At 71.6% G+C, this 18,326-nt stretch carries 18 protein-coding genes; 7 read left to right on the top strand and 11 right to left on the bottom strand.

Annotated features, from left to right (window positions below):
* Window positions 1–157: 157 nt before the first annotated feature.
* The 4 genes from IEZ07_RS01445 to ctaC all read right to left on the bottom strand — a co-directional run bounded on the left by IEZ07_RS01445 (window position 158) and on the right by ctaC (window position 4,495).
* Complete coding sequence (locus tag IEZ07_RS01445; protein ID WP_191893113.1) at window positions 158–1,435, bottom strand: L,D-transpeptidase; 1,278 nt, start codon at window positions 1,433–1,435, stop codon at window positions 158–160.
* Between the two features lie 257 nt (window positions 1,436–1,692).
* Complete coding sequence (locus tag IEZ07_RS01440) at window positions 1,693–2,088, bottom strand: cytochrome c oxidase subunit 4 (RefSeq protein ID WP_191893112.1); 396 nt, start codon at window positions 2,086–2,088, stop codon at window positions 1,693–1,695.
* Window positions 2,085–3,746, bottom strand: a complete 1,662-nt coding sequence (gene ctaD, locus IEZ07_RS01435) for an aa3-type cytochrome oxidase subunit I (protein ID WP_068894264.1) — start codon at window positions 3,744–3,746, stop codon at window positions 2,085–2,087. The genes IEZ07_RS01440 and ctaD overlap by 4 nt, the downstream gene beginning before the upstream one ends.
* Window positions 3,743–4,495 (bottom strand): aa3-type cytochrome oxidase subunit II, encoded by a 753-nt coding sequence (gene ctaC, locus IEZ07_RS01430; protein WP_307729001.1) that lies wholly within the window; start codon window positions 4,493–4,495, stop codon window positions 3,743–3,745. The genes ctaD and ctaC overlap by 4 nt, the downstream gene beginning before the upstream one ends.
* A 215-nt stretch (window positions 4,496–4,710) precedes the next feature.
* On the opposite strand from ctaC, the gene IEZ07_RS01425 reads away from it, so the two are divergent.
* From IEZ07_RS01425 to IEZ07_RS01415, 3 genes are all read left to right on the top strand, one after another.
* Window positions 4,711–5,847 carry a cysteine desulfurase family protein gene (locus tag IEZ07_RS01425; RefSeq protein WP_191893110.1) on the top strand — a complete coding sequence of 379 codons (1,137 nt, stop codon included), beginning with the start codon at window positions 4,711–4,713 and terminating at the stop codon, window positions 5,845–5,847.
* Between the two features lie 26 nt (window positions 5,848–5,873).
* Window positions 5,874–6,143 (top strand): sulfurtransferase TusA family protein, encoded by a 270-nt coding sequence (locus IEZ07_RS01420; RefSeq protein WP_068894267.1) that lies wholly within the window; start codon window positions 5,874–5,876, stop codon window positions 6,141–6,143.
* Window positions 6,144–6,207: 64 nt separating this feature from the next.
* A complete protein-coding gene (locus IEZ07_RS01415) occupies window positions 6,208–6,630 on the top strand; it encodes a CBS domain-containing protein (protein WP_068894268.1) in 423 nt (140 codons plus the stop codon).
* 56 nt (window positions 6,631–6,686) lie between these two features.
* Here the strand turns inward: IEZ07_RS01415 and IEZ07_RS01410 are convergent, their stop codons facing one another.
* The gene (locus IEZ07_RS01410) at window positions 6,687–7,673 is read right to left on the bottom strand and encodes a carbohydrate kinase family protein (RefSeq protein WP_191893109.1); all 987 of its coding nucleotides are present in this window, start codon (window positions 7,671–7,673) and stop codon (window positions 6,687–6,689) included.
* A gap of 140 nt (window positions 7,674–7,813) precedes the next feature.
* On the bottom strand, window positions 7,814–8,167 hold the full coding sequence (gene erpA, locus IEZ07_RS01405; RefSeq protein WP_068894270.1) for an iron-sulfur cluster insertion protein ErpA: 354 nt from the start codon (window positions 8,165–8,167) through the stop codon (window positions 7,814–7,816).
* Between the two features lie 181 nt (window positions 8,168–8,348).
* Between erpA and nadA the strand changes: the two genes are divergently transcribed.
* Window positions 8,349–9,503, top strand: a complete 1,155-nt coding sequence (gene nadA / locus IEZ07_RS01400; protein ID WP_068894479.1) for a quinolinate synthase NadA — start codon at window positions 8,349–8,351, stop codon at window positions 9,501–9,503.
* A gap of 170 nt (window positions 9,504–9,673) precedes the next feature.
* Here nadA and IEZ07_RS01395 read toward each other — a convergent pair whose 3' ends face one another.
* From IEZ07_RS01395 to IEZ07_RS01385, 3 genes are all read right to left on the bottom strand, one after another.
* Complete coding sequence (locus IEZ07_RS01395) at window positions 9,674–12,148, bottom strand: protein kinase domain-containing protein (protein WP_191893108.1); 2,475 nt, start codon at window positions 12,146–12,148, stop codon at window positions 9,674–9,676.
* A 167-nt stretch (window positions 12,149–12,315) separates the two neighbouring features.
* On the bottom strand, window positions 12,316–12,594 hold the full coding sequence (gene pspAA, locus IEZ07_RS01390; protein WP_068894272.1) for a PspA-associated protein PspAA: 279 nt from the start codon (window positions 12,592–12,594) through the stop codon (window positions 12,316–12,318).
* On the bottom strand, window positions 12,591–13,445 hold the full coding sequence (locus IEZ07_RS01385; RefSeq protein WP_189234804.1) for a PspA/IM30 family protein: 855 nt from the start codon (window positions 13,443–13,445) through the stop codon (window positions 12,591–12,593). Before IEZ07_RS01385 ends, pspAA begins: the two co-directional genes overlap by 4 nt.
* A gap of 146 nt (window positions 13,446–13,591) precedes the next feature.
* Here IEZ07_RS01385 and IEZ07_RS01380 point away from each other — a divergent pair, with 146 nt between their 5' ends.
* Window positions 13,592–14,197, top strand: coding sequence for a DUF3043 domain-containing protein (locus IEZ07_RS01380; RefSeq protein WP_191893107.1), 606 nt, complete (start codon window positions 13,592–13,594; stop codon window positions 14,195–14,197).
* Window positions 14,198–14,371: 174 nt separating this feature from the next.
* On the opposite strand, the gene IEZ07_RS01375 is transcribed toward IEZ07_RS01380, so the two are convergent.
* Window positions 14,372–15,727: an SMI1/KNR4 family protein gene (locus IEZ07_RS01375; protein WP_191893106.1), complete on the bottom strand. Its 1,356-nt coding sequence runs from the start codon at window positions 15,725–15,727 to the stop codon at window positions 14,372–14,374.
* A 56-nt stretch (window positions 15,728–15,783) separates the two neighbouring features.
* On the opposite strand from IEZ07_RS01375, the gene IEZ07_RS01370 reads away from it, so the two are divergent.
* Window positions 15,784–16,782: an aldo/keto reductase family protein gene (locus IEZ07_RS01370; protein WP_191893105.1), complete on the top strand. Its 999-nt coding sequence runs from the start codon at window positions 15,784–15,786 to the stop codon at window positions 16,780–16,782.
* A 49-nt stretch (window positions 16,783–16,831) separates the two neighbouring features.
* Here IEZ07_RS01370 and IEZ07_RS01365 read toward each other — a convergent pair whose 3' ends face one another.
* A complete protein-coding gene (locus IEZ07_RS01365; RefSeq protein WP_191893104.1) occupies window positions 16,832–17,038 on the bottom strand; it encodes a hypothetical protein in 207 nt (68 codons plus the stop codon).
* A gap of 124 nt (window positions 17,039–17,162) precedes the next feature.
* Here IEZ07_RS01365 and IEZ07_RS01360 point away from each other — a divergent pair, with 124 nt between their 5' ends.
* Window positions 17,163–18,137: a bifunctional adenosylcobinamide kinase/adenosylcobinamide-phosphate guanylyltransferase gene (locus IEZ07_RS01360; protein WP_191893103.1), complete on the top strand. Its 975-nt coding sequence runs from the start codon at window positions 17,163–17,165 to the stop codon at window positions 18,135–18,137.
* The last annotated feature ends 189 nt before the right edge of the window (window positions 18,138–18,326 follow it).

Genomic DNA, 18,326 nt, shown 5'->3' with positions numbered 1-18,326 from the left:
CGGAAGAAGAGGGCCCGGGCGGATCATCCGCCCGGGCCCTCCGTCGTTCCCGCCCCTGCCCGGGTTCCATCCCGTCAGGCGCATCCGGCGCATCCGGCGGACGGTCCGTCCTGCCTTCACCGGTCGGCGGAGGACCCGGGGCCGGTCCGCCCCGCCGTCACTGGCCGGCGGAGGACCCGATCCCCTCGGTGGTGAAGCCCTTGAGCGTGCTCCACCTGGTCCACTGCGCCCAGTCCTCCTGCCAGTGGCCCCAGCCGTTGGTGGGTTCGAGCTCGCGGGGCGAGCCGGTGATGATGATGGGGTCGCCGATCAGGGTGTTGTCGATGAACCAGCGCGCGTTGGCCGGGCTGACGTTGACGCAGCCGTGGCTCACGTTGGCGCGGCCCTGCGAGCCGACCGACCACGGGGCGCTGTGGACGTACTCGCCGCTGTTGGAGATCCGGACGGTGTTGTAGACGGTCTTGCGGTAGTAACCGGGCTGACCGGGACCGATGCCGGGCGAGATCATGATGGTCACCGGCTCGCGGGACATGGCCAGGTGGATACCGCTGGTCGTGTGGTACTTCCAGACGCCGCCCTGCCCCGCGCTCATCGGGATCTCCCTGATCTCCTCGCCGTCGCGCCGGACCGTCAGGCGGTGGGCGTGGACGCTGCCCGAGGTGATCTGGGACCTGCCGATCCGGAAGTCGAGGACGTGGTCGCGCCTGCCGTACAGGCCCTCGCCGCCGCGCACCCCCGACAGCCGCGCCTCCAGGCGGACCCGGGTGTGGGCGGGCCAGAACCGCTTCGGCCGGAAGTGCACGTTCCGGTCGTCGAACCAGTGCCAGGCGCCGTGGACCGGCTTGGAGGTGCGCAGCAGCAGGTTGCGCTCGACGGAGAGCCGGTCGGTGACGTCCCGATCGAATGTGATCATGATGGGCATGCCGACGCCCACGGTGAGGCCGGTGTAATCCCTGTGCGGCAGGAGGCTCTGCACGGCGAAGCCCTCGGCGGCCCGGACCGTGGTGAAGGAGCTGGTGGACTCCATCGTGCCGCCCTCCGGATCGGCCGCCAGCACGGTGACCTCGTAGGTGGTCCCGGGGGCCGCCGTCCCCCGGCTCCGCCACTGGGTGCCGTCGGCGCTCAGCACGCCCGGCAGCGCCGCCCCGGCAGAGCCCTTGGAGCCCTTCACGGCCCGTACGGTGACCTTCTCCAGGGTCCCTCCCCGGACGCCGACCAGGACGGTCGTGTCGGTCGGCACCCCCTGGCTGCCGTCGGAGGGCATCACCATCACGGCGGGCTTCTCGCGCACCGCCTGCGGCGCGGCCGCGCCGGCCCGCGCGGACGGCTCCGTCTCGCCCTCGGCGCCCGCGGCGGCGGCCGCCGGGCATGACACCGCCAGCATCAGGGCGAGCAGCCCCGGCCCATAGGTCGAACCACGGATCGCCTGCCGCACGTGCACTCCCTCTTCCCGGACTGTCTCCAGATTTCGTTATTACCCGGAGTAAGCGGGCGAGCACGCCGCAGAGATACGCGAGTGATCAACAAACCTCAAACAAATCCAAAAAGCGGGCCGTGGAAGGAATTCCACGGCCCGCTTCCGGTGTCCGGAGGGCGTCCCGGTGACGCCCTCGCTGCCTCTCGGCCCGCTCGGCGCACCCAGTGCGCTCACTGAACTCAGTGAGCTCAGTGAGCTCAGTGAGCTCAGTGAGCTCAGTGCGAGAAGTTGCCCCGGTAGTACTCGAAGACGAAACCGATCATGGCCATGATGATCGCGAAGACGCCGATGATGAACAGCCACCAGCCGATGACCAGGCCCACGGTGGCGAGCGCGACGGCCAGGCAGACGAAGAGCGGCCACCAGCTGTGCGGGCTGAAGAAGCCCAGCTCGCCCGCGTCGTCGCTGATCTCGCCCTGCTTGTCGTCCGACGGCTGGTCGCCGATCCGCCGGGCGGTGTACATCAGGTAGTAACCGATCATGAGCGCGAAGCCGACCGAGATCGCCATCGCCGTCGTGCCGACCGGCTCCTTGGACCAGAACCAGTAGACGACGTCCACCGCGGCGAAGAAGATGCCGCAGAGGATGAACAGCCAGCCCTGAACCTTCATCGGACCTCCTCCAGCTCACGCTTGGCCGGGGCGTACGGGTGCTTGAGGTCGAACGCGGGACGCTCGGACCGGATGCGCGGCAGCGAGGTGAAGTTGTGCCGCGGCGGCGGGCAGGAGGTGGCCCACTCCAGGGAGTTGCCGTAGCCCCACGGGTCGTCCACGGTGACCTTGGGCGCGCTCTTGGCCGTCTTCCACACGTTGTAGAGGAACGGCAGCGTGGAGGCACCCAGCAGGAACGCGCCCACCGAGGAGACCATGTTCAGGTCGGTGAAGCCGTCGATCGGGCTGTAGTCGGCGTAGCGGCGCGGGAAGCCCTGCGCGCCCAGCCAGTGCTGGACCAGGAAGGTGGCGTGGAAGCCGACGAACAGCGTCCAGAAGTGGAACTTGCCGAGCGCGTCGTTGAGCATCTTGCCGGTGAGCTTCGGCCACCAGAAGTAGAAGCCGGCGAACATCGCGAAGACCACGGTGCCGAAGACGACGTAGTGGAAGTGCGCCACCACGAAGTAGGAGTCCGTCACCTGGAAGTCCAGCGGCGGGGAGGCCAGGATGACGCCGGTCAGGCCGCCGAACAGGAAGGTGACCAGGAAGCCGACCGAGAACAGCATCGGCGACTCGAACGACAGGTGGCCCCGCCACATGGTGCCGATCCAGTTGAAGAACTTCACGCCGGTCGGGACCGCGATGAGGAACGTCATGAACGAGAAGAACGGCAGCAGCACCTGGCCGGTCGGGAACATGTGGTGCGCCCACACGGTGATCGACAGACCGGCGATGGCGATGGTCGCGCCGACCAGGCCGATGTAGCCGAAGAGCGGCTTGCGGCTGAAGACCGGCAGGATCTCCGTCACGATGCCGAAGAACGGCAGCGCGATGATGTACACCTCGGGGTGGCCGAAGAACCAGAACAGGTGCTGCCAGAGCAGCGCGCCGCCGGTGGCCGGGTCGAAGATGTGGGTGCCGAGCTTGCGGTCGGAGTACAGCGCGAGCAGCGCGGCGGCCAGCACCGGGAAGGCCATCAGCACCAGGATCGAGGTGAGCAGGATGTTCCAGGTGAAGATCGACATCCGGAACATGGTCAGTCCCGGCGCGCGCATGCAGACGATCGTGGTGATGAAGTTGACCGAGCCGAGGATCGTGCCCAGACCGCTGATGGTCAGGCCGGCGATCCACAGGTCGCCGCCGATGCCCGGCGAGCTGATCGCGTTCGACAGCGGGGTGTAGGCGAACCAGCCGAAGCTGGCCGCGCCGTTCGGGGTGAAGAAGCCCGACAGGGCGATGGTGCTGCCGAACAGGAAGAGCCAGTAGCTGACCATGTTCAGGCGGGGGAACGCCACGTCGGGCGCGCCGATCTGCAGCGGCATGATCGCGTTGGCGAAGCCGGCGAACAGCGGGGTGGCGAACATCAGCAGCATGACCGTGCCGTGCATGGTGAACAGCTGGTTGAACTGCTCGTTGCTGGTGAACTGCAGGCCCGGCTGGGCCAGCTCCGCCCGCATGACCAGCGCCATCACGCCGCCGATCAGGAAGAACACGAACGAGGTGATGAAGTAGAGGTTGCCGATCACCTTGTGGTCGGTGGACGACGCCCACTTCGCGATGATCGAACCCTTGCGGGTCGGCACCGGCGCGGGGGCGCCGGGCTGGTTTTCTGCGGTCACTGGGCACCCGCCTGGCTAGCGATGTACTGGTCGAATTCGGCCTGGGAGACGAGCTTCACGCGGAAGAGCATCCGGCTGTGGTCCACACCGCACAGCTCGGCGCAGCGACCGGCGTAGACGCCGGGCTCATCCAGCGTCTCGACCTGGAACTTGTTCTGCACGCCCGGAATCACGTCGCGCTTGAACTGGAAGGCCGGCACCCAGAAGGAGTGGATGACGTCCGGCGAGACCAGGTCGAACTCGATCCGCTTCTTCACCGGGAGCACCAGCTCCGGGGCCTCGGCGGCCTTGTAGCTGTCCGCGGGCCTGCCGATGACCTGGGCCTGCTTGCCGCCCGCCTCGGTGGTGAAGCGCCAGCTCCACTGGAAGCCCTCCACCTTGACCTTCACGTCCGGGGTGGCCGACATCTCGTTGATGTAGTTCTGGTCCCGGGCGGTGAAGTAGAACAGCACGCTGACCATGATCAGCGGCACGATCGTGTAGAGCATCTCGATCGGCAGGTTGTAGCGCACCTGCGGCGGCAGCTCCGCGGAGTTCTTCCGCTTGCGGTGGAACGCGGCGGACCACAGGATCAGGCCCCACACGACCGCGCCGGTGGCGAGCGCCGCGATCCAGGATCCGTTCCACAGACTCTGGACGGCCTCGGCCTGCTTGGTGATGCCCTTCGGCATGCCGCCTCGGGACCACTCTTCGGCACTGCACGCCGTCGCGGACACCAGCAGCAGCGCCAGAGCGGCAGTGCGTGGCACCCGGCGGCGGGCCAACGGACGCCGTGCAGAACGGCGGGTCGGACTCACGGATCGCCTACCCCACAGATGAAGCCCAAGAGTCGCTCCTGGGCGGTCGTTTATTCAGGTTCACAGCATGCAGTTCACAGCTTCACGCTGGGGGACACATTAGCGCGGACCGCCCCCGGTCCCCCGCCCGCCCCCGGTTGTGGCGTGCGGGATGCGACGATTGGGGCGTGGCGTACTTCGACGCGGCCTCCACCGAGCCGCTGCATCCCCGGGCACGCGAGGCGCTGGTGGCGGCGCTCGACGCCGGCTGGGCCGACCCCGCACGGCTGTACGGTCCGGCCCGCCGGGCAAGGATGTTACTGGAACAGGCGCGGGAGGAGATCGCCGAGGTGCTCGGCGCCCGGCCGGACGAGGTCTCCTTCACCGCGTCCGGCACCCAGGCGGTCCATCTGGGCGTGCTGGGCGCCCTGGCGGGGCGGCGCCGCGCGGGCCGCCGCCTGGTCGTCTCGGCGGTGGAGCACTCCAGCGTGCTGCACGCCGCGGGCGTGCACGAGCGCGACGGCGGCGAGGTGGCCCCGGTGGGCGTCGGCCGTACCGGCATGGTCGATCCGGCCGAGTTCGGCGCCGCCGTCGCCGCCGAGGGCACGGCGCTGGCCTGCCTGCAGAGCGCCAACCACGAGGTCGGCACGGTCCAGCCGGTGGCCGAGGCCGCGGAGGCGTGCGCCGCGGCCGGGGTGCCGCTGCTGGTGGACGCCGCGCAGACGGCGGGCCGCCTGCCGGTGCCCGCCGGGTGGTCGGTGCTGACCGCCAGCGCGCACAAGTGGGGCGGGCCCGCCGGCGTCGGCGTGCTGGCGGTCCGCAAGGGCACCCGGTGGCGCAGCCCGCTGCCGGAGGACGACCGGGAGCGCCGCCGGGTCCCGGGGTTCGAGAACGTGCCCGCGGTGGTCGCGGCGGCCGCCGCGCTGCGGGCCATGGCGGCCGAGTCGGCCCGCGAGGGCGAGCGCCTGTCGGCGCTGGTCGACCGGATCAGGTCCGAGGTGCCCCGGCTCGTCCCCGACGTCGAGGTGATCGGCGATCCCGTCGCACGGGTGCCGCACATCGTCACCTTCTCCTGCCTCTACGTGGAGGGCGAGGCGCTGCTGACCGAGCTGGACCGGGCCGGTTTCGCCGTGTCCTCCGGAAGTTCCTGCACGGCGAGTACGCTTCGTCCATCGCACGTCCTGGAAGCCATGGGCGTGCTTACGCATGGGAATGTCCGGGTATCGCTGCCCCGGGGCGCGTCCGCCGCGGACGTCGACCGCTTCCTCGCCCTGCTGCCGGAGACGGTGCGCAGGATCCGCGAGGAGGCCGGGGTCAGGTCGTGAGGAAGAAGTCGGGGAGTGAGAGCGTGATGTCGTCCAGACAGGCCCCTGCGGAGGAGGCCGTGCAGCCGCCGGCGCTGACCATCGACGCGCTGGGCAAGAAGTGCCCGATCCCGATCATCATGCTCGCCGAGCGGATCAACGAGGTCCCGCTGAACGCGGTCGTCTCCGTCCTCGCCGACGACCCCGCGGCCTTCACGGACGTGCCCGCCTGGTGCCGGCTGAAGTCCCACCGCCACGTGGCCAGCCATGAGCTCCCCGAGGGCGGCTGGGCGATCCACGTGCGGCGCAATTACTGATTCGCCCGAAAACGGGTACGGCTCCCCCCGAAGTACTGTTCATACGTTCTCGGGGGGAGACACCATGAGCGGGGAGACCGCCAAGGATCTGATGAGCGCCGGCTGCCAGTGCATCCAGGCCGAGGAGACGCTCGACCGCGCCGCGCAGCTCATGCGGGAGATGAACGTCGGGGCGCTGCCCATCTGCGGCAGCGACGACCGGCTCAAGGGGATCATCACCGATCGCGACATCATCGTGAAGTGCATCGCCGAGGGCAAGGACCCGGCGCGGACCACCGCCGGAGAGCTCGCCACCGGGCTGGTCTGGGTGCCGGCCGAGGCCAGCGTCGAAGAAGCCCTCACCAAGATGGAGCAGAACCAGATCAAGCGGCTCCCGGTGATCGAGAACGGCCGGATCGTCGGCATGATCAGTGAGGCCGACCTGGCCAAGAACCTGCCGGACGACAAGCTCGCGGACTTCGTCCACCGCGTCTACGCCAGGGCCTGAGACCCCGGCGAGGTCCGGGGCCGGTCCGTGGAGACCGGTCCCGGGGCCCGGCGGGGTCAGGCGTGGTGGCAGCGCACGAACCCGGCCACCTCGGCGGCGGCCTCGGCGCCGTAGGCGTCGGTGAAGCGCTCCAGGAAGACCTTCTGGCCGAGCTCGTACTCCTGGCAGCCGACGCGCTCCAGGACGTGCGTGGCGGTGAGGTTGCCGATCTGGCCGCAGCGCTCCGGGGACAGGCCCCAGGCCAGACCCGCCAGGAAGCCCGCACGGAAGGCGTCGCCGACGCCGGTGGGGTCGGCCTTGCCGAGCTCGGGGGCCGGGGAGACGTGCAGCGACGGCTCGCCCTTGCGGTCGATCACGGCGCCCTTGGGACCGAGCGTGGTGATGCGGACGCCGACCCGGTCGAGGACCTCCTCGTCGGACCAGCCCGTCTTCTGCTCGATCAGGCCCTTCTCGTAGTCGTTGCTGAACAGGTAGGCGGCGCCGTCGATCAGCAGGCGGATGTCCTCGCCGGACATGCGGGCCAGCTGCTGGGAGGGGTCGGCGGCGAACGGGATCCCGCGCTGGCGGGCCTCGTCGGTGTGCCGGAGCATCGCGTCGGGGTCGTTGGGGCTGACCAGCACCAGGTCGAGGCCGCCCACCCGGTCGGCGATCGGCTGCAGCTCGATCAGCCGGGCGTCGGCCATCGCGCCGGTGTAGAACGACGCGATCTGGTTGTGCTCCTCGTCGGTGGTGCACAGGAAGCGGGCCGTGTGGTACGTCTCGGAGATGTGCACCGAGCCGCAGTCGACGCCGTGGCGCTCCAGCCAGGAGCGGTAGTCGGCGAAGTCGGCGCCGACCGCGCCGACCAGGATCGGCGACAGGCCCAGACAGCCCATGCCGAAGGCGATGTTGGCCGCGCAGCCGCCACGGCGGACTTGCAGGTCGTCTACGAGGAACGACAGGGAGACCCGGTCGAGCTGGTCGGCGATCAGCTGATCACCGAACCTGCCCGGGAAGGTCATCAGATGGTCGGTCGCGATTGAGCCGGTGACGGCGATGCGCACGGGATCCTTCTCCTCGTTGTCAGCATCTTCGGGCGGTGAGCCACGCAAGAATACGCCAAGTCATGGCACGTGAAAGCCCTGCCGGGTGAGGAACGTCTCACCCGGCAGGGCTTTTCAGGCGTGTCGGCCGTACGGCCGGCTCAGTTGAACGAGTCGCCGCAGGCGCAGGAGCCCGTGGCGTTCGGGTTGTCGATCGTGAAGCCCTGCTTCTCGATCGTGTCGACGAAGTCGACCGTGGCGCCCACGAGGTACGGCGCGCTCATCCGGTCGGTGACCACGCTGACACCGTTGAAGTCCGTGACGACGTCGCCGTCCATCGAACGGTCGTCGAAGAAGAGCTGGTAGCGCAGGCCGGAGCAGCCGCCGGGCTGCACGGCCACACGCAGCTGGAGGCCCTCCTCGCCCTGCTGCTCCAGCAGGCTCTTGACCTTGGCCGCGGCCGCGTCGCTCAGGATCAGGCCCTGCGCCGTGGTCTCGCTGCTCTCAACCGACATGTGGTGACTCCCGCGTCTACGTCAACCGCCCGTCTGAACGGCTGTCTGTTTCTGACGTCCTTCTCAGACGCTACCAACACCCGCGGGATGCCATGCATTCCGATCCCCCGCCCCCTCGGAATAAATCCCCCGGACCGTGTGTCATGATTAGTCGTCACTTAGACGATAAGGGGGTGTGGTCGTGACGACCACCGAGACCGGGCTTCCGCTCTTCGTCCTCGGCCGCCAGGCCGACCCGCACAGTGAGCGCGGGGTGGACTGCCCGGGTGAGCTGCCGCCGGCCTCCGATCCGGCGCTCGTGGAGCGCGCGGAGCGGGCCAAGGCGGCGCTCGGCGACCGGGTCTTCGTGCTCGGCCACCACTACCAGCGCGACGAGGTCATCCGGTTCGCCGACGTGACCGGCGACTCGTTCAAGCTCGCCCAGCAGGCCGCGGCCCGTCCCGAGGCCGAGTACATCGTCTTCTGCGGCGTGCACTTCATGGCCGAGTCGGCCGACATCCTGACCGGCGACTCCCAGAAGGTCGTGCTCCCGGACATGGCGGCCGGGTGCTCCATGGCCGACATGGCCACCTTCGACCAGGTCGAGGAGTGCTGGGACGCGCTCGCCGACGCCGGCATCGCCGACGTCACGGTGCCGATCACCTACATGAACTCCAGCGCCGACATCAAGGCGTTCTGCGGGCGCAACGGCGGCGCCGTGTGCACCTCCTCCAACGCGCGCCGGGCCCTGGACTGGGCCTTCTCCCGCGGCGAGAAGGTGCTGTTCCTGCCCGACCAGCACCTGGGCCGCAACACGGCCGTGCTGGAGATGGGCCTGTCCCTGGACGACTGCGTCGTCTACAACCCGCACCGGCCGAACGGCGGCCTGACCGAGCAGCAGCTCCGCGACGCCAAGATGATCCTGTGGCGGGGGCACTGCTCGGTGCACGGCCGGTTCACCGCGGAGAGCGTGGACGACGTCCGGGCGCGCATCCCCGGCGTCAACGTGCTGGTCCACCCCGAGTGCCGGCACGAGGTGGTCGTCAAGGCCGACCACGTCGGCTCGACCGAGCACATCATCAAGAAGCTCACCGAGGCCCCGGCCGGCTCCTCCTGGGCCATCGGCACCGAGCTCAACCTGGTCAAGCGGCTCGGGGCGATGTTCCCCGACAAGAACGTGTCGTTCCTGGACCGGACCGTCTGCTACTGCTCGACGATGAACCGGATCGACCTGCCGCACCTGGTCTGGGCGCTGGAGTCCCTGGCCGCCGGCCAGGTCGTCAACCGGATCACCGTGGACCCCGACACCACCCACTGGGCCAAGGTCGCCCTGGACCGGATGCTCGCCCTGCCGTGACCCCCGGTCCCGCCTGTCGCGGGACCGGGCCGCCGCGGACCCCCGTGGCACCCTGAAGGCCCCGGCCGTGCGCCGGGGCCTTCGCCGTACCCTCGCAGAGGCCGTGTCCCGGTGGCCGGAGCACGCCCGGACCGCCGTACTCCGCCCGGGCCCGGGCGGAGTACGGCGGGTCAGCTCACCCGGGTGTAGCGCATGAACTGCTTCTCGTACTCCTTGGCGTCCGCGGTCTCCGCGAGCACCCGCTTGACCTCGCCCTTCAGGTCGATCACGACCGCCTCGAAGCCGGAGCCCCTCGCCCGCCAGGCCGCGATGTGCTGGTCGTCGTACCAGCCGACGACCCGCTCCGTCACGAAGGGGATGCGGGCCTGCGGCTCCCCGTCGGCGGCGGTGGACCAGACGCAGATCTCCTGCTCGGTCCCCTTGCAGTACGTCATGATCAGCGACCCGGACGGGTTGACGTCCTCCCCCTCGACGGTGAGCGGCTTGCCCACGTCGAGCAGGGTCTGCAGGATCGTGCCCTGCAGGTCGTAGAAGCGGATGCGGTGGGTGTCGCCGTCGATCGCCCAGGTGCCGACCGCGCGGCCGTCACCCCGCCAGAAGTAGCTCCACGTCCCGGCGTCCTTCTCCTTCACCTTGACGATCTTCGCCTTCCGGGTGGCGATGTCGATGATCGCGTAGCCGTACGGGTGGCTGGGCTTGGTCGCGTCGGTGTCCGCCCGGTACAGCGTGACCAGTCCCTTGCTCCCGTCCGGCGACCACTGCGGCAGAGACGGGTAGACCGGCGCCTTGGTGAGCCTGACCTTGTTCACCGCGCCGCCGGCCCGGTCGATGATCGAGACCAGGGCGTAGCTTTCCGTGTCGTACTTCAGGTCGGTGGCCAGCGCCCCGGTCCCCTCGGGGTTCACCGTGTAGTCGATGTACTGGTCGGCGGCGGCGAAGTCGTTCGCGCCGTGCTCGCGGGCGTAGACGTGGAACTTCCCGGCCGTCTCCAGGCTGTAGGAGGTCAGCCGGATCGGGTCCTCGTCGCTCTCGTGGATCGTGGTGGAGCTGCCCGGGAGCTTGATCTCCCGGTCGGCCTCCGGCACCCGGGCGGCGGCCGGGCTGGGCGTGGCGTCCTGCGTCGCGGGCGCGCTGGCGGCCGCCGAGGGGGACGGCGTCACCTCGGACCCGCCGTCCCGCAGCGCCAGCGTGACGCCGCCGCCGGCGACGAGCGCCACCGCGAGCCCCGCGCCGACCGCGATCCAGACCCGGCGCACCCGCCCGGTCCCGCGCGCCCCGGCGCCCTGCCCCCCGGGTCCGCCGTGGCCACCGCCCCGCCCGCCTGGGCCGCCGTACGGCGCGGCGCCCTGCGGCGCGCCGTACGGAGGCTGCTGGCCGTACCCGCCGGGGCCCGGGTGCGGCGCCTGCCCGCCGGGGGCCGTGGGCTGCGCGAACACGCCGCCCGGGTGCCCCTCGGGACCGGGGTAGGGCGCGCCGCCCTGCGGCGGGACGCCGTACGTGGTCTGCCCGAACCCGCCGGGGCCGGTCTGGTGCGGCGGGTAGCCGCCCGGTCCCGCCTGCTGCGGTAAGCCGCCCGGGCCGGTCTGCTGGGGGTGGCCGCCGGGGCCGGCCGGGTGGGGGTGGCCGCCGGGGCCGGCCGGGTGGGCGAACCCGCCCGGTCCGGCCTGGTGGGCGAAGCCTCCGGGTCCGGTCCGGTGCGGCGGGTGGCCCTGGGCGCCCTGCGGGTGGGGGAAGCCGTCCGGACCCGGGCCGGTCTGCTGGGCGGCCGCGGCCGAGCCCTCGGCGAGGATGCCCTGGGGCGGGACCGGGGGCGCACCGCCCGTCGTGCCCGCGCCGCTGTGGCCGAGCAGGCGCATCAGCGCCTCGCTCGCCGTCGGGCGGAGCTTGGCGTCCTTGGCCAGGCAGTCGCCCACCAGCTCGCGCAGGGCGGCGTCGCCGATGGCCGACAGGTCCGGCTCGGCGTTCATGATGCGGTTGAAGATCGCCGGCAGGCTGTCGGTGCCGAACGGCGGCGCCCCGGTGGCGGCGAAGACCATGGTGCAGCCCCAGGCGAACATGTCGGCGGCCGAGCCGGCCGCCTCCCCCGCGAGCTGCTCGGGGGTCATGTAGGAGGGGGTGCCGATCGCCATCGCGGTCAGCGTCGAGGTCCGGTCGAGGGCCTTGGCGATGCCGAAGTCGATGACGCGGGGGCCGTCGGGCGCGAGCAGCACGTTGGACGGCTTGAAGTCGCGGTGCACGATCCCCGCCTGGTGGATCGCGACGAGCGCGGTGACCGTGCCGATCGCGAGGCGGTGCAGCGCCGAGCCCGAGCGCGGGCCCTCGGCGGCCACGACCGCGTCGAGCGTCGGGCCGTCGATGTACTCGCTGACGATGTACGGCCGGTGCTGGTCCACTCCGGTGTCCAGCACCGCGGCGGTGCAGAACGGCGAGACCCGCTGGGTCGTGCTGACCTCGCGAACGAAACGTTCCAAAGCCTCCTCGTCCTGTGCGAGGTCGGCACGGAGCAGCTTGACCGCGACGCGCGCTCCCGACTCGGACTCACCGAGGTAGACCGTTCCCTGGCCCCCCTCGCCGAGGCGCGCGGTGAGCCGGTACTCGCGCACCCGCTCGGGGTCCCCGGGGCGCAAGGGCGCAAGGTCCGGCATAGCGACACCCTCTCTCACTGGGCTTTTTCTGTCCCATTGTGAGGGCAAATCTCCGTAACCTGCACATCAACCCCGGGGTAGGGACACAGAAAAGGCCCACCCGATGCCGGGAGGGCCCGGCCCGGGGCGGATCCGCTCCGCTCCGGGCATCCGTGGAGGAAGGCGCGCTATCCGGGGATCAGGCCCTCGTCCCCCAGCATCTCCCTGACCTCCTCCATCGAGGCGTCGGCCGGCGGCAGGATCAGCTCCGACGGCTCCAGGCTCTCGTCCGGCAGCTCCCGGCCGACCTCGCGGACCTTGTCCAGCAGGGCGTGCAGCCGGCCCCGGAAGGTCTCCTCGTCCCCCGCCTGGATGGCCGCCTCCAGCTCGCCGTCCAGCTTGTTGAGCGCGGCGAGGTCGTCGGCCGCGATCTCGACCTGCCCCTCGCCCATGATGCGAACGATCACTGGCCCTCCCCCGGCTGGCGGTACTGCTGGGTCGGCTGCTGCGGCTGGCCGTACGGCTCGGCCTGCGGCGGCTGCTGCTGGTACTGCTGCTGCTGCGGGGCCGGCTGCTGCTGCGGCTGCCCCTGCTCGATCGCGCTCTTCGGCGCGGGCGCCTGGCCCAGCTCGGCCTTCATCCGGGCGATCTCCAGCTCGACGTCGGTGCCGCCGCCCATCCGGTCCAGCTCCGCCTGGATGTCGTCGCCGCGCGACCCGCTGAAGTCGTCCAGCGCGCCGCTGGCGAGCAGCTCGTCGATGGCCCCGGCCCGCGCCTGCATCTGCGCGGTCTTGTCCTCTGCGCGCTGGATCGCCAGGCCGACGTCGCCCATCTCCTCGGAGATGCCGGAGAAGGCCTCGTTGATCCGCGTCTGCGCCTCGGCCGCGGTGTAGGTGGCCTTGATCGTCTCCTTGCGCGTGCGGAAGGCGTCGACCTTGGCCTGGAGGCGGTGCGAGGCGTGGGTGAGCTTCTCCTCCTCCGCCTGCAGGTTGTCGTGCTGCACCTTCAGGTCGGCGATCTGGGTCTGCAGGCCATTGCGGCGGGTCAGCGCCTCGCGGGCGAGGTCCTCACGGCCCACGCTGAGCGCCTTGCGCCCCTGCTCCTCCAGCTTGCGCGCCTGCGCCTCGATCTGGTTGATCTGCAGCTCGACCCTCTTGCGCGAGGTTGCGACGTCGGCCACGCCCCGGCGCACCTTCTGCAGCAGCTCCAGCTGCCGCTGATAGGAGTAGTCCAAGGTCTGGCGCGGATCCTCCATCTTGTCCAGGGCCTCGTTGGCCTTGGACTTGAAGATCATGGAAAGTCTCTTCATCACGCTCATGCGCGTCGGCCGTCCCCTTCTTCAAATGCGCTTCAGGCCACCCCAGTGATTCCGGCCCCCGGCAAGAGCGGCGGAGCCACATAGGGTTCACCCTACGCATAACGCACGGGGGCGTCACTAAGTTGCAGTCCCGGTAGGCTGACCTTGTGTTCCGACGTACCCAGACCACCGCGGACGATTCCCCCGTCTCCGCCACCGATCCTAAGCCTGCGGGCAAGGGGCGTCCCACACCCAAGCGCCGGGACGCCGAAGGCCGTCGCCGCCAGCCGGTGACCGCTCCCAAGAACCGCAAAGAGGCCTACAAGAACCTCCGCGAGCGCCAGGCCGCCGACCGCGCCAAGGCCCGCGAGGGCATGATGCGCGGCGACGAGCGCTACTTCCCGGCCCGCGACCGGGGGCCGGTCCGCAAATTCGCCCGTGACTGGGTCGACTCCCGCCGCCTGGTCAGCCAGTACTTCCTGCCGTTCTCCCTGGCCATCCTGCTGCTCACCTGGATCCCCCCAGTCGCCGTCCGCGGGCAGGTCACCGCGGCCGTGATCGGGATCGGCTGGCCGATCATGATGCTCGGCGTCCTGTTCACCTCGATCTGGGTGTCCTGGAAGGTCAAGAAGCTCGCCGCCGAGAAGTTCCCCGGCGAGAGCCTGCGGGGCGTCGGCTTCTACGCGGCGATGCGCGCGCTGCAGATCCGCAAGCTGCGCTTCCCGCCGCCGCAGTTCCTCCCCGGCGGCAAGCCGGTCCCGCCGAAGAAGTAGGACCCGCCCCCCGAGCCCCGTTCCTCCGCGCGGAGGGGCGGGGCTCTCGCCTGCCGCCCTCCCGCAGCAGCCTGCCGCCCTCCCGGTGCGCCCGGCCGCCCTCCCGGTGCGGCCGCGCCCCGCCGTACCGGGCGCGATCCCGGTGAGCCGTACCGGGCGTGGCCCCCGTGGCCGTCAGTCCTCGTCCTCGATCCTCCAGTCGAGCGTTCCCCCGCTCGCCACCGGCCTCCAGTAGCCGATGGAGCCGCCGCTCTCCAGTGCGTCGGCGGTCATCCGCAGCAGCGCGTGGTGGGAGCGGATCGGCACACCCCCCGGGGCGAAGTCCATGTCCCCCTCGTGGTCCGTCTCCCCGACGTCGCGCCGGACCGAGTCGACCACCAGGTGGTTGCCGAGCCCGTCCTCGCCGACCGGGATCATCCTGCCGTCCCACCACTCCGTGCGGGGGTCGGTGAGATCCTCGGCGTCGATCCCGCAGAGGCGCCGCCACGTGTCGCGGATCCCCCGCACGTCCATGCTCGAGTGCAGGAAGAAGGGGAACCCCCAGCTCTCCGGGTCGCCGCCGGCGGAGCCGCCGTGCCGGAGCAGGGAGGCCTTCAGGTCGTCGGGGAAGCGCAGGCCCATCTGCGCCTCGGCGACCGCGATCGTCCGCGCGCGGGCGGGGCCGGGGAGCCTCCGGTGGGTCTCCGGCGCGTTGGCCTTCAGCCACCGCTCGATCCGCCGCCACTGCCGGTTCACCGCCCGGACCACCCTCGGGTCCGCGGCGCGCACCACCGGCGCGCGCACGGCCGGGGAGCAGTCCCGGTCGGGGACGGTCCCGGTCGGCTCCGCCTCGGCGGCACCGGTGCCGCCGGTGCCGCCGGTGCTCTCCGGGCCTCCGGAGGAGGCCGGGGCGGGGGTCGGGGCCGGCTCCGTGAAGCCGGTGCCCCCGCCCGCACCGGCGATCCACGCCCCGTCCCCGGTCCAGCCGTCCCCGAGACCGTCCTTCCCACAGTCGATGAGGCCCGGCTCCATGCCCTCGCGGCCTCCGGCCGCCTCCGGCGGATCGCACATCGTCACGACGGCCTCGGCCGTGACCTCGGTGGCGGGTTCCTCGGAGAAGACCGCCGTCTCCAGCGCCTGGGCGGCGAAGACCAGCACGCACAGGGCGATCACCGCGGAGCCCCAGCGCACCACCCTCCTGCGGGTCGCCTCGTCCAGCGGCGGCCTCGGCGGCGGCAGAGGCTTCGGCTCGTACGGCTCGCGGGCGAGACGCGCCAGGTCGGCGGCCGTCGGAGCACCGAGGACCGGGACAGGCGGCCATGCCGGGGAGCCGGGTGCGGAGTCCGGCGGGGAGTCCGGCGCGGACCCCCGCGGCGGGTCCTCCCGCCCGCCGGGAACCCGCATCCCGCGGACTGCCCCCTCCCCCGGCGCCGGCTGCGCGCCGGAGGGAGCCGGGCGGCGGCGCAGACGCACGGCCGCGGCGACCGCCGCGACGACCACCGCCGTCGCGAGCGCAAGCCGTACCCATCGATAAGTGACCGAATGCCGCACGCCGGGCAGAGTATCCCGGATCAGATCTTCAGCCGGCGCCTACTAGGGTCGAAGACATGGAATTCCGTCACCTCGGCCGCAGCGGTCTCATGGTCAGTGAGATCAGCTACGGCAATTGGATCACGCACGGCTCCCAGGTCGAGGAGGACGCCGCCAAGGAATGTGTGAAGGCGGCGCTCGACGAGGGGATCACCACCTTCGACACCGCCGACGTCTACGCCGGGACCAAGGCGGAGGAAGTGCTCGGCCGCGCGCTCAAGGGCGTGCGCCGGGAGTCTCTGGAGATCTTCACCAAGGTCTACTGGCCGACGGGCCCCGGCCCCAACGACCGCGGGCTGTCCCGCAAGCACATCACCGAGTCGATCCACGGCTCGCTGCGCCGCCTGCAGACCGACTACGTCGACCTGTACCAGGCGCACCGGTTCGACCACGAGACGCCCCTCGAGGAGACCCTCAAGACCTTCGACGACCTGGTCCGCCAGGGCAAGGTCCTCTACGTCGGCGTCAGCGAGTGGAACGCCGAGCAGATCGCCGCGGCGCTGAAGATCGCCGACGAGATGGGCTTCGACCGCCTGGTCTCCAACCAGCCGCAGTACTCCATGCTGTGGCGGGTCATCGAGGCCGAGGTCGTGCCGCTGTGCCAGAAGGAGGGCCTCGGCCAGGTCGTCTGGTCCCCGATCGCCCAGGGCGTGCTCACCGGCAAGTATCTCCCGGGACAGCCGCCGCCCGCCGGCTCGCGGGCCACCGACCCGACCGGGGGCAACTTCATCTCCCGGATGCTCTCCGACGACGTGCTCACCCGCGTCCAGGAGCTGAAGCCGATCGCCGCCGACCTCGGCCTGAGCATGGCCCAGCTCGCGGTGGCGTGGGTGCTGCAGAACCCGAACGTCTCCTCCGCCATCGTCGGCGCGACCAGGCCCGAGCAGGTCCGGGACAACGTCAAGGCCGCCGGGGTGAAGCTGGACGCCGAGGTGCTGAAGAAGATCGACGACGTGCTGGACCCGATCGTCGAGCGGGACCCGGCCAAGACCGTCAGCCCGCCCAAGCGCCCGTAGCCGCGACGGCGACGCCCCCGTTCCCCGGTGCGGGGAGCGGGGGCCGCTCCTACTCCTCGCGCAGTGACATCCCGGCGTACTCGACCCGGTCGTCCTCCAGGAGGGTGACCTTCTCCACGCTGGCGGCGAGCAGCTCGCGCCAGTTCTCGCCGAGCCAGGACTCCGCGTCGGCCTGACTGGTGAACTCGTCGACCGGCATGACGCCCTCGGTCACCTCTCCGCCGTTCGCGTCCTCGTAACGCCAGCGCCACGCCATGCCACACGCTCCCTCTCGCCGGTGCCGCCGCCGGCCCCGACTGGTCTCCCGGCGGCTCCGCGAGCCTACGTGATCTCGAAGTCCGGCGCACCGGACATCCGCCGCGCCGTGCGACCCTTTCCGAGTGGAAGTCCTGTTCGAGGGTACGGCGGGGCCGCTCGGCCGGCCCGTTCCCGGCTGCCCCTGCGCCTCCTGCGGCCGCCTGCCCGCCCCCCGCCGCCCCACCCGGGTCCTCGTCGACGGCCGCCCGCTGCCGCAGGACGGTTTCACCGTGGTCGCCGCGGACGGCGGCCGCCTGCTGCACGCGGCCCCCGGCTTCGTCCCGGGCCCCGCGGACGGTCCCTACGACGTCGTGCTCCTCGACGTGCTGGACCGGCCGGAGCGGCTGGGCCTGCTGCGGCGCCTGGGCCTGGTGACCGGCCGCACCCACGTCGTCGCCGTCGGGATCGACCACCGGGTGCCGAGCGAGGCCGAGCTGGAGCGGCGGCTCGCGCTGTGGGGGGTGCGGGCCGTACCCGACGGGACGCTCCTCGACGCCCGCGGACCCGCGCCCGCCCGGCCGGAGCCGCCGCGCCGGACCCTGCTGCTGGGCGGGTCGCGGTCGGGCAAGTCGGCCGAGGCCGAGCTGCGGCTGCTGGCCGAGCCCGAGGTCGTCTACGCGGCGACGGGGCCGTCCGGGGACGGCGACCCGGAGTGGCTCGGCCGGATCCGGGCCCACCGGGAGCGGCGTCCCGCCCACTGGAGCACGGCCGAGACCACGGACCTGGCCGGGCTGCTGGCGGAGGCGCGGTCCCCCCTGCTGGTCGACGGGCTGGGCACCTGGGTCACCGCCGTCCTCGACGGGTGCGGCGCCTGGGACCGGGCCCCGGAGGCGCTCGCCCGGGTGGAGGCGCGCTGCGACGAACTGGTGGCGGCGTGGCGGCGGACGCGGGCGCGCGTCGTCGCCGTCTCCGACGAGGTCGGCCTCGGTGTGGTCCCCGCCACCTCCGGCGGGCGGCTCTTCCGCGACGTGCTGGGCCGCCTCAACCAGCGCCTGGCCGCCGAGTCGGAGGAGGTGGCCCTCGTCGTCGCCGGGCGCCTGCTCCCGCTGCCCGTCTGACGGTCCGCTCCCGGCCGGACCGTCCCGTCCCGGCGGGGGGACGACCCGGCACTACGATCGTCGGTCATGTCTGGAGAACCGCCCCCGGAGGGCACCGGCACCCCCGAGAACACCGGCGGGCCCGGCGGGCCCGGGGCTTCCGGCGGTCCCGGGGTCCCCGGAGATTCCGAGGGCGCCGGAGATTCCGGC

The organism is Planomonospora parontospora, assembly GCA_014647935.1.
GTDB lineage: Bacteria > Actinomycetota > Actinomycetes > Streptosporangiales > Streptosporangiaceae > Planomonospora > Planomonospora parontospora.
Note: the sequence above shows the minus strand (reverse complement) of the source record. Positions and strands in the feature narration are given on the sequence as shown.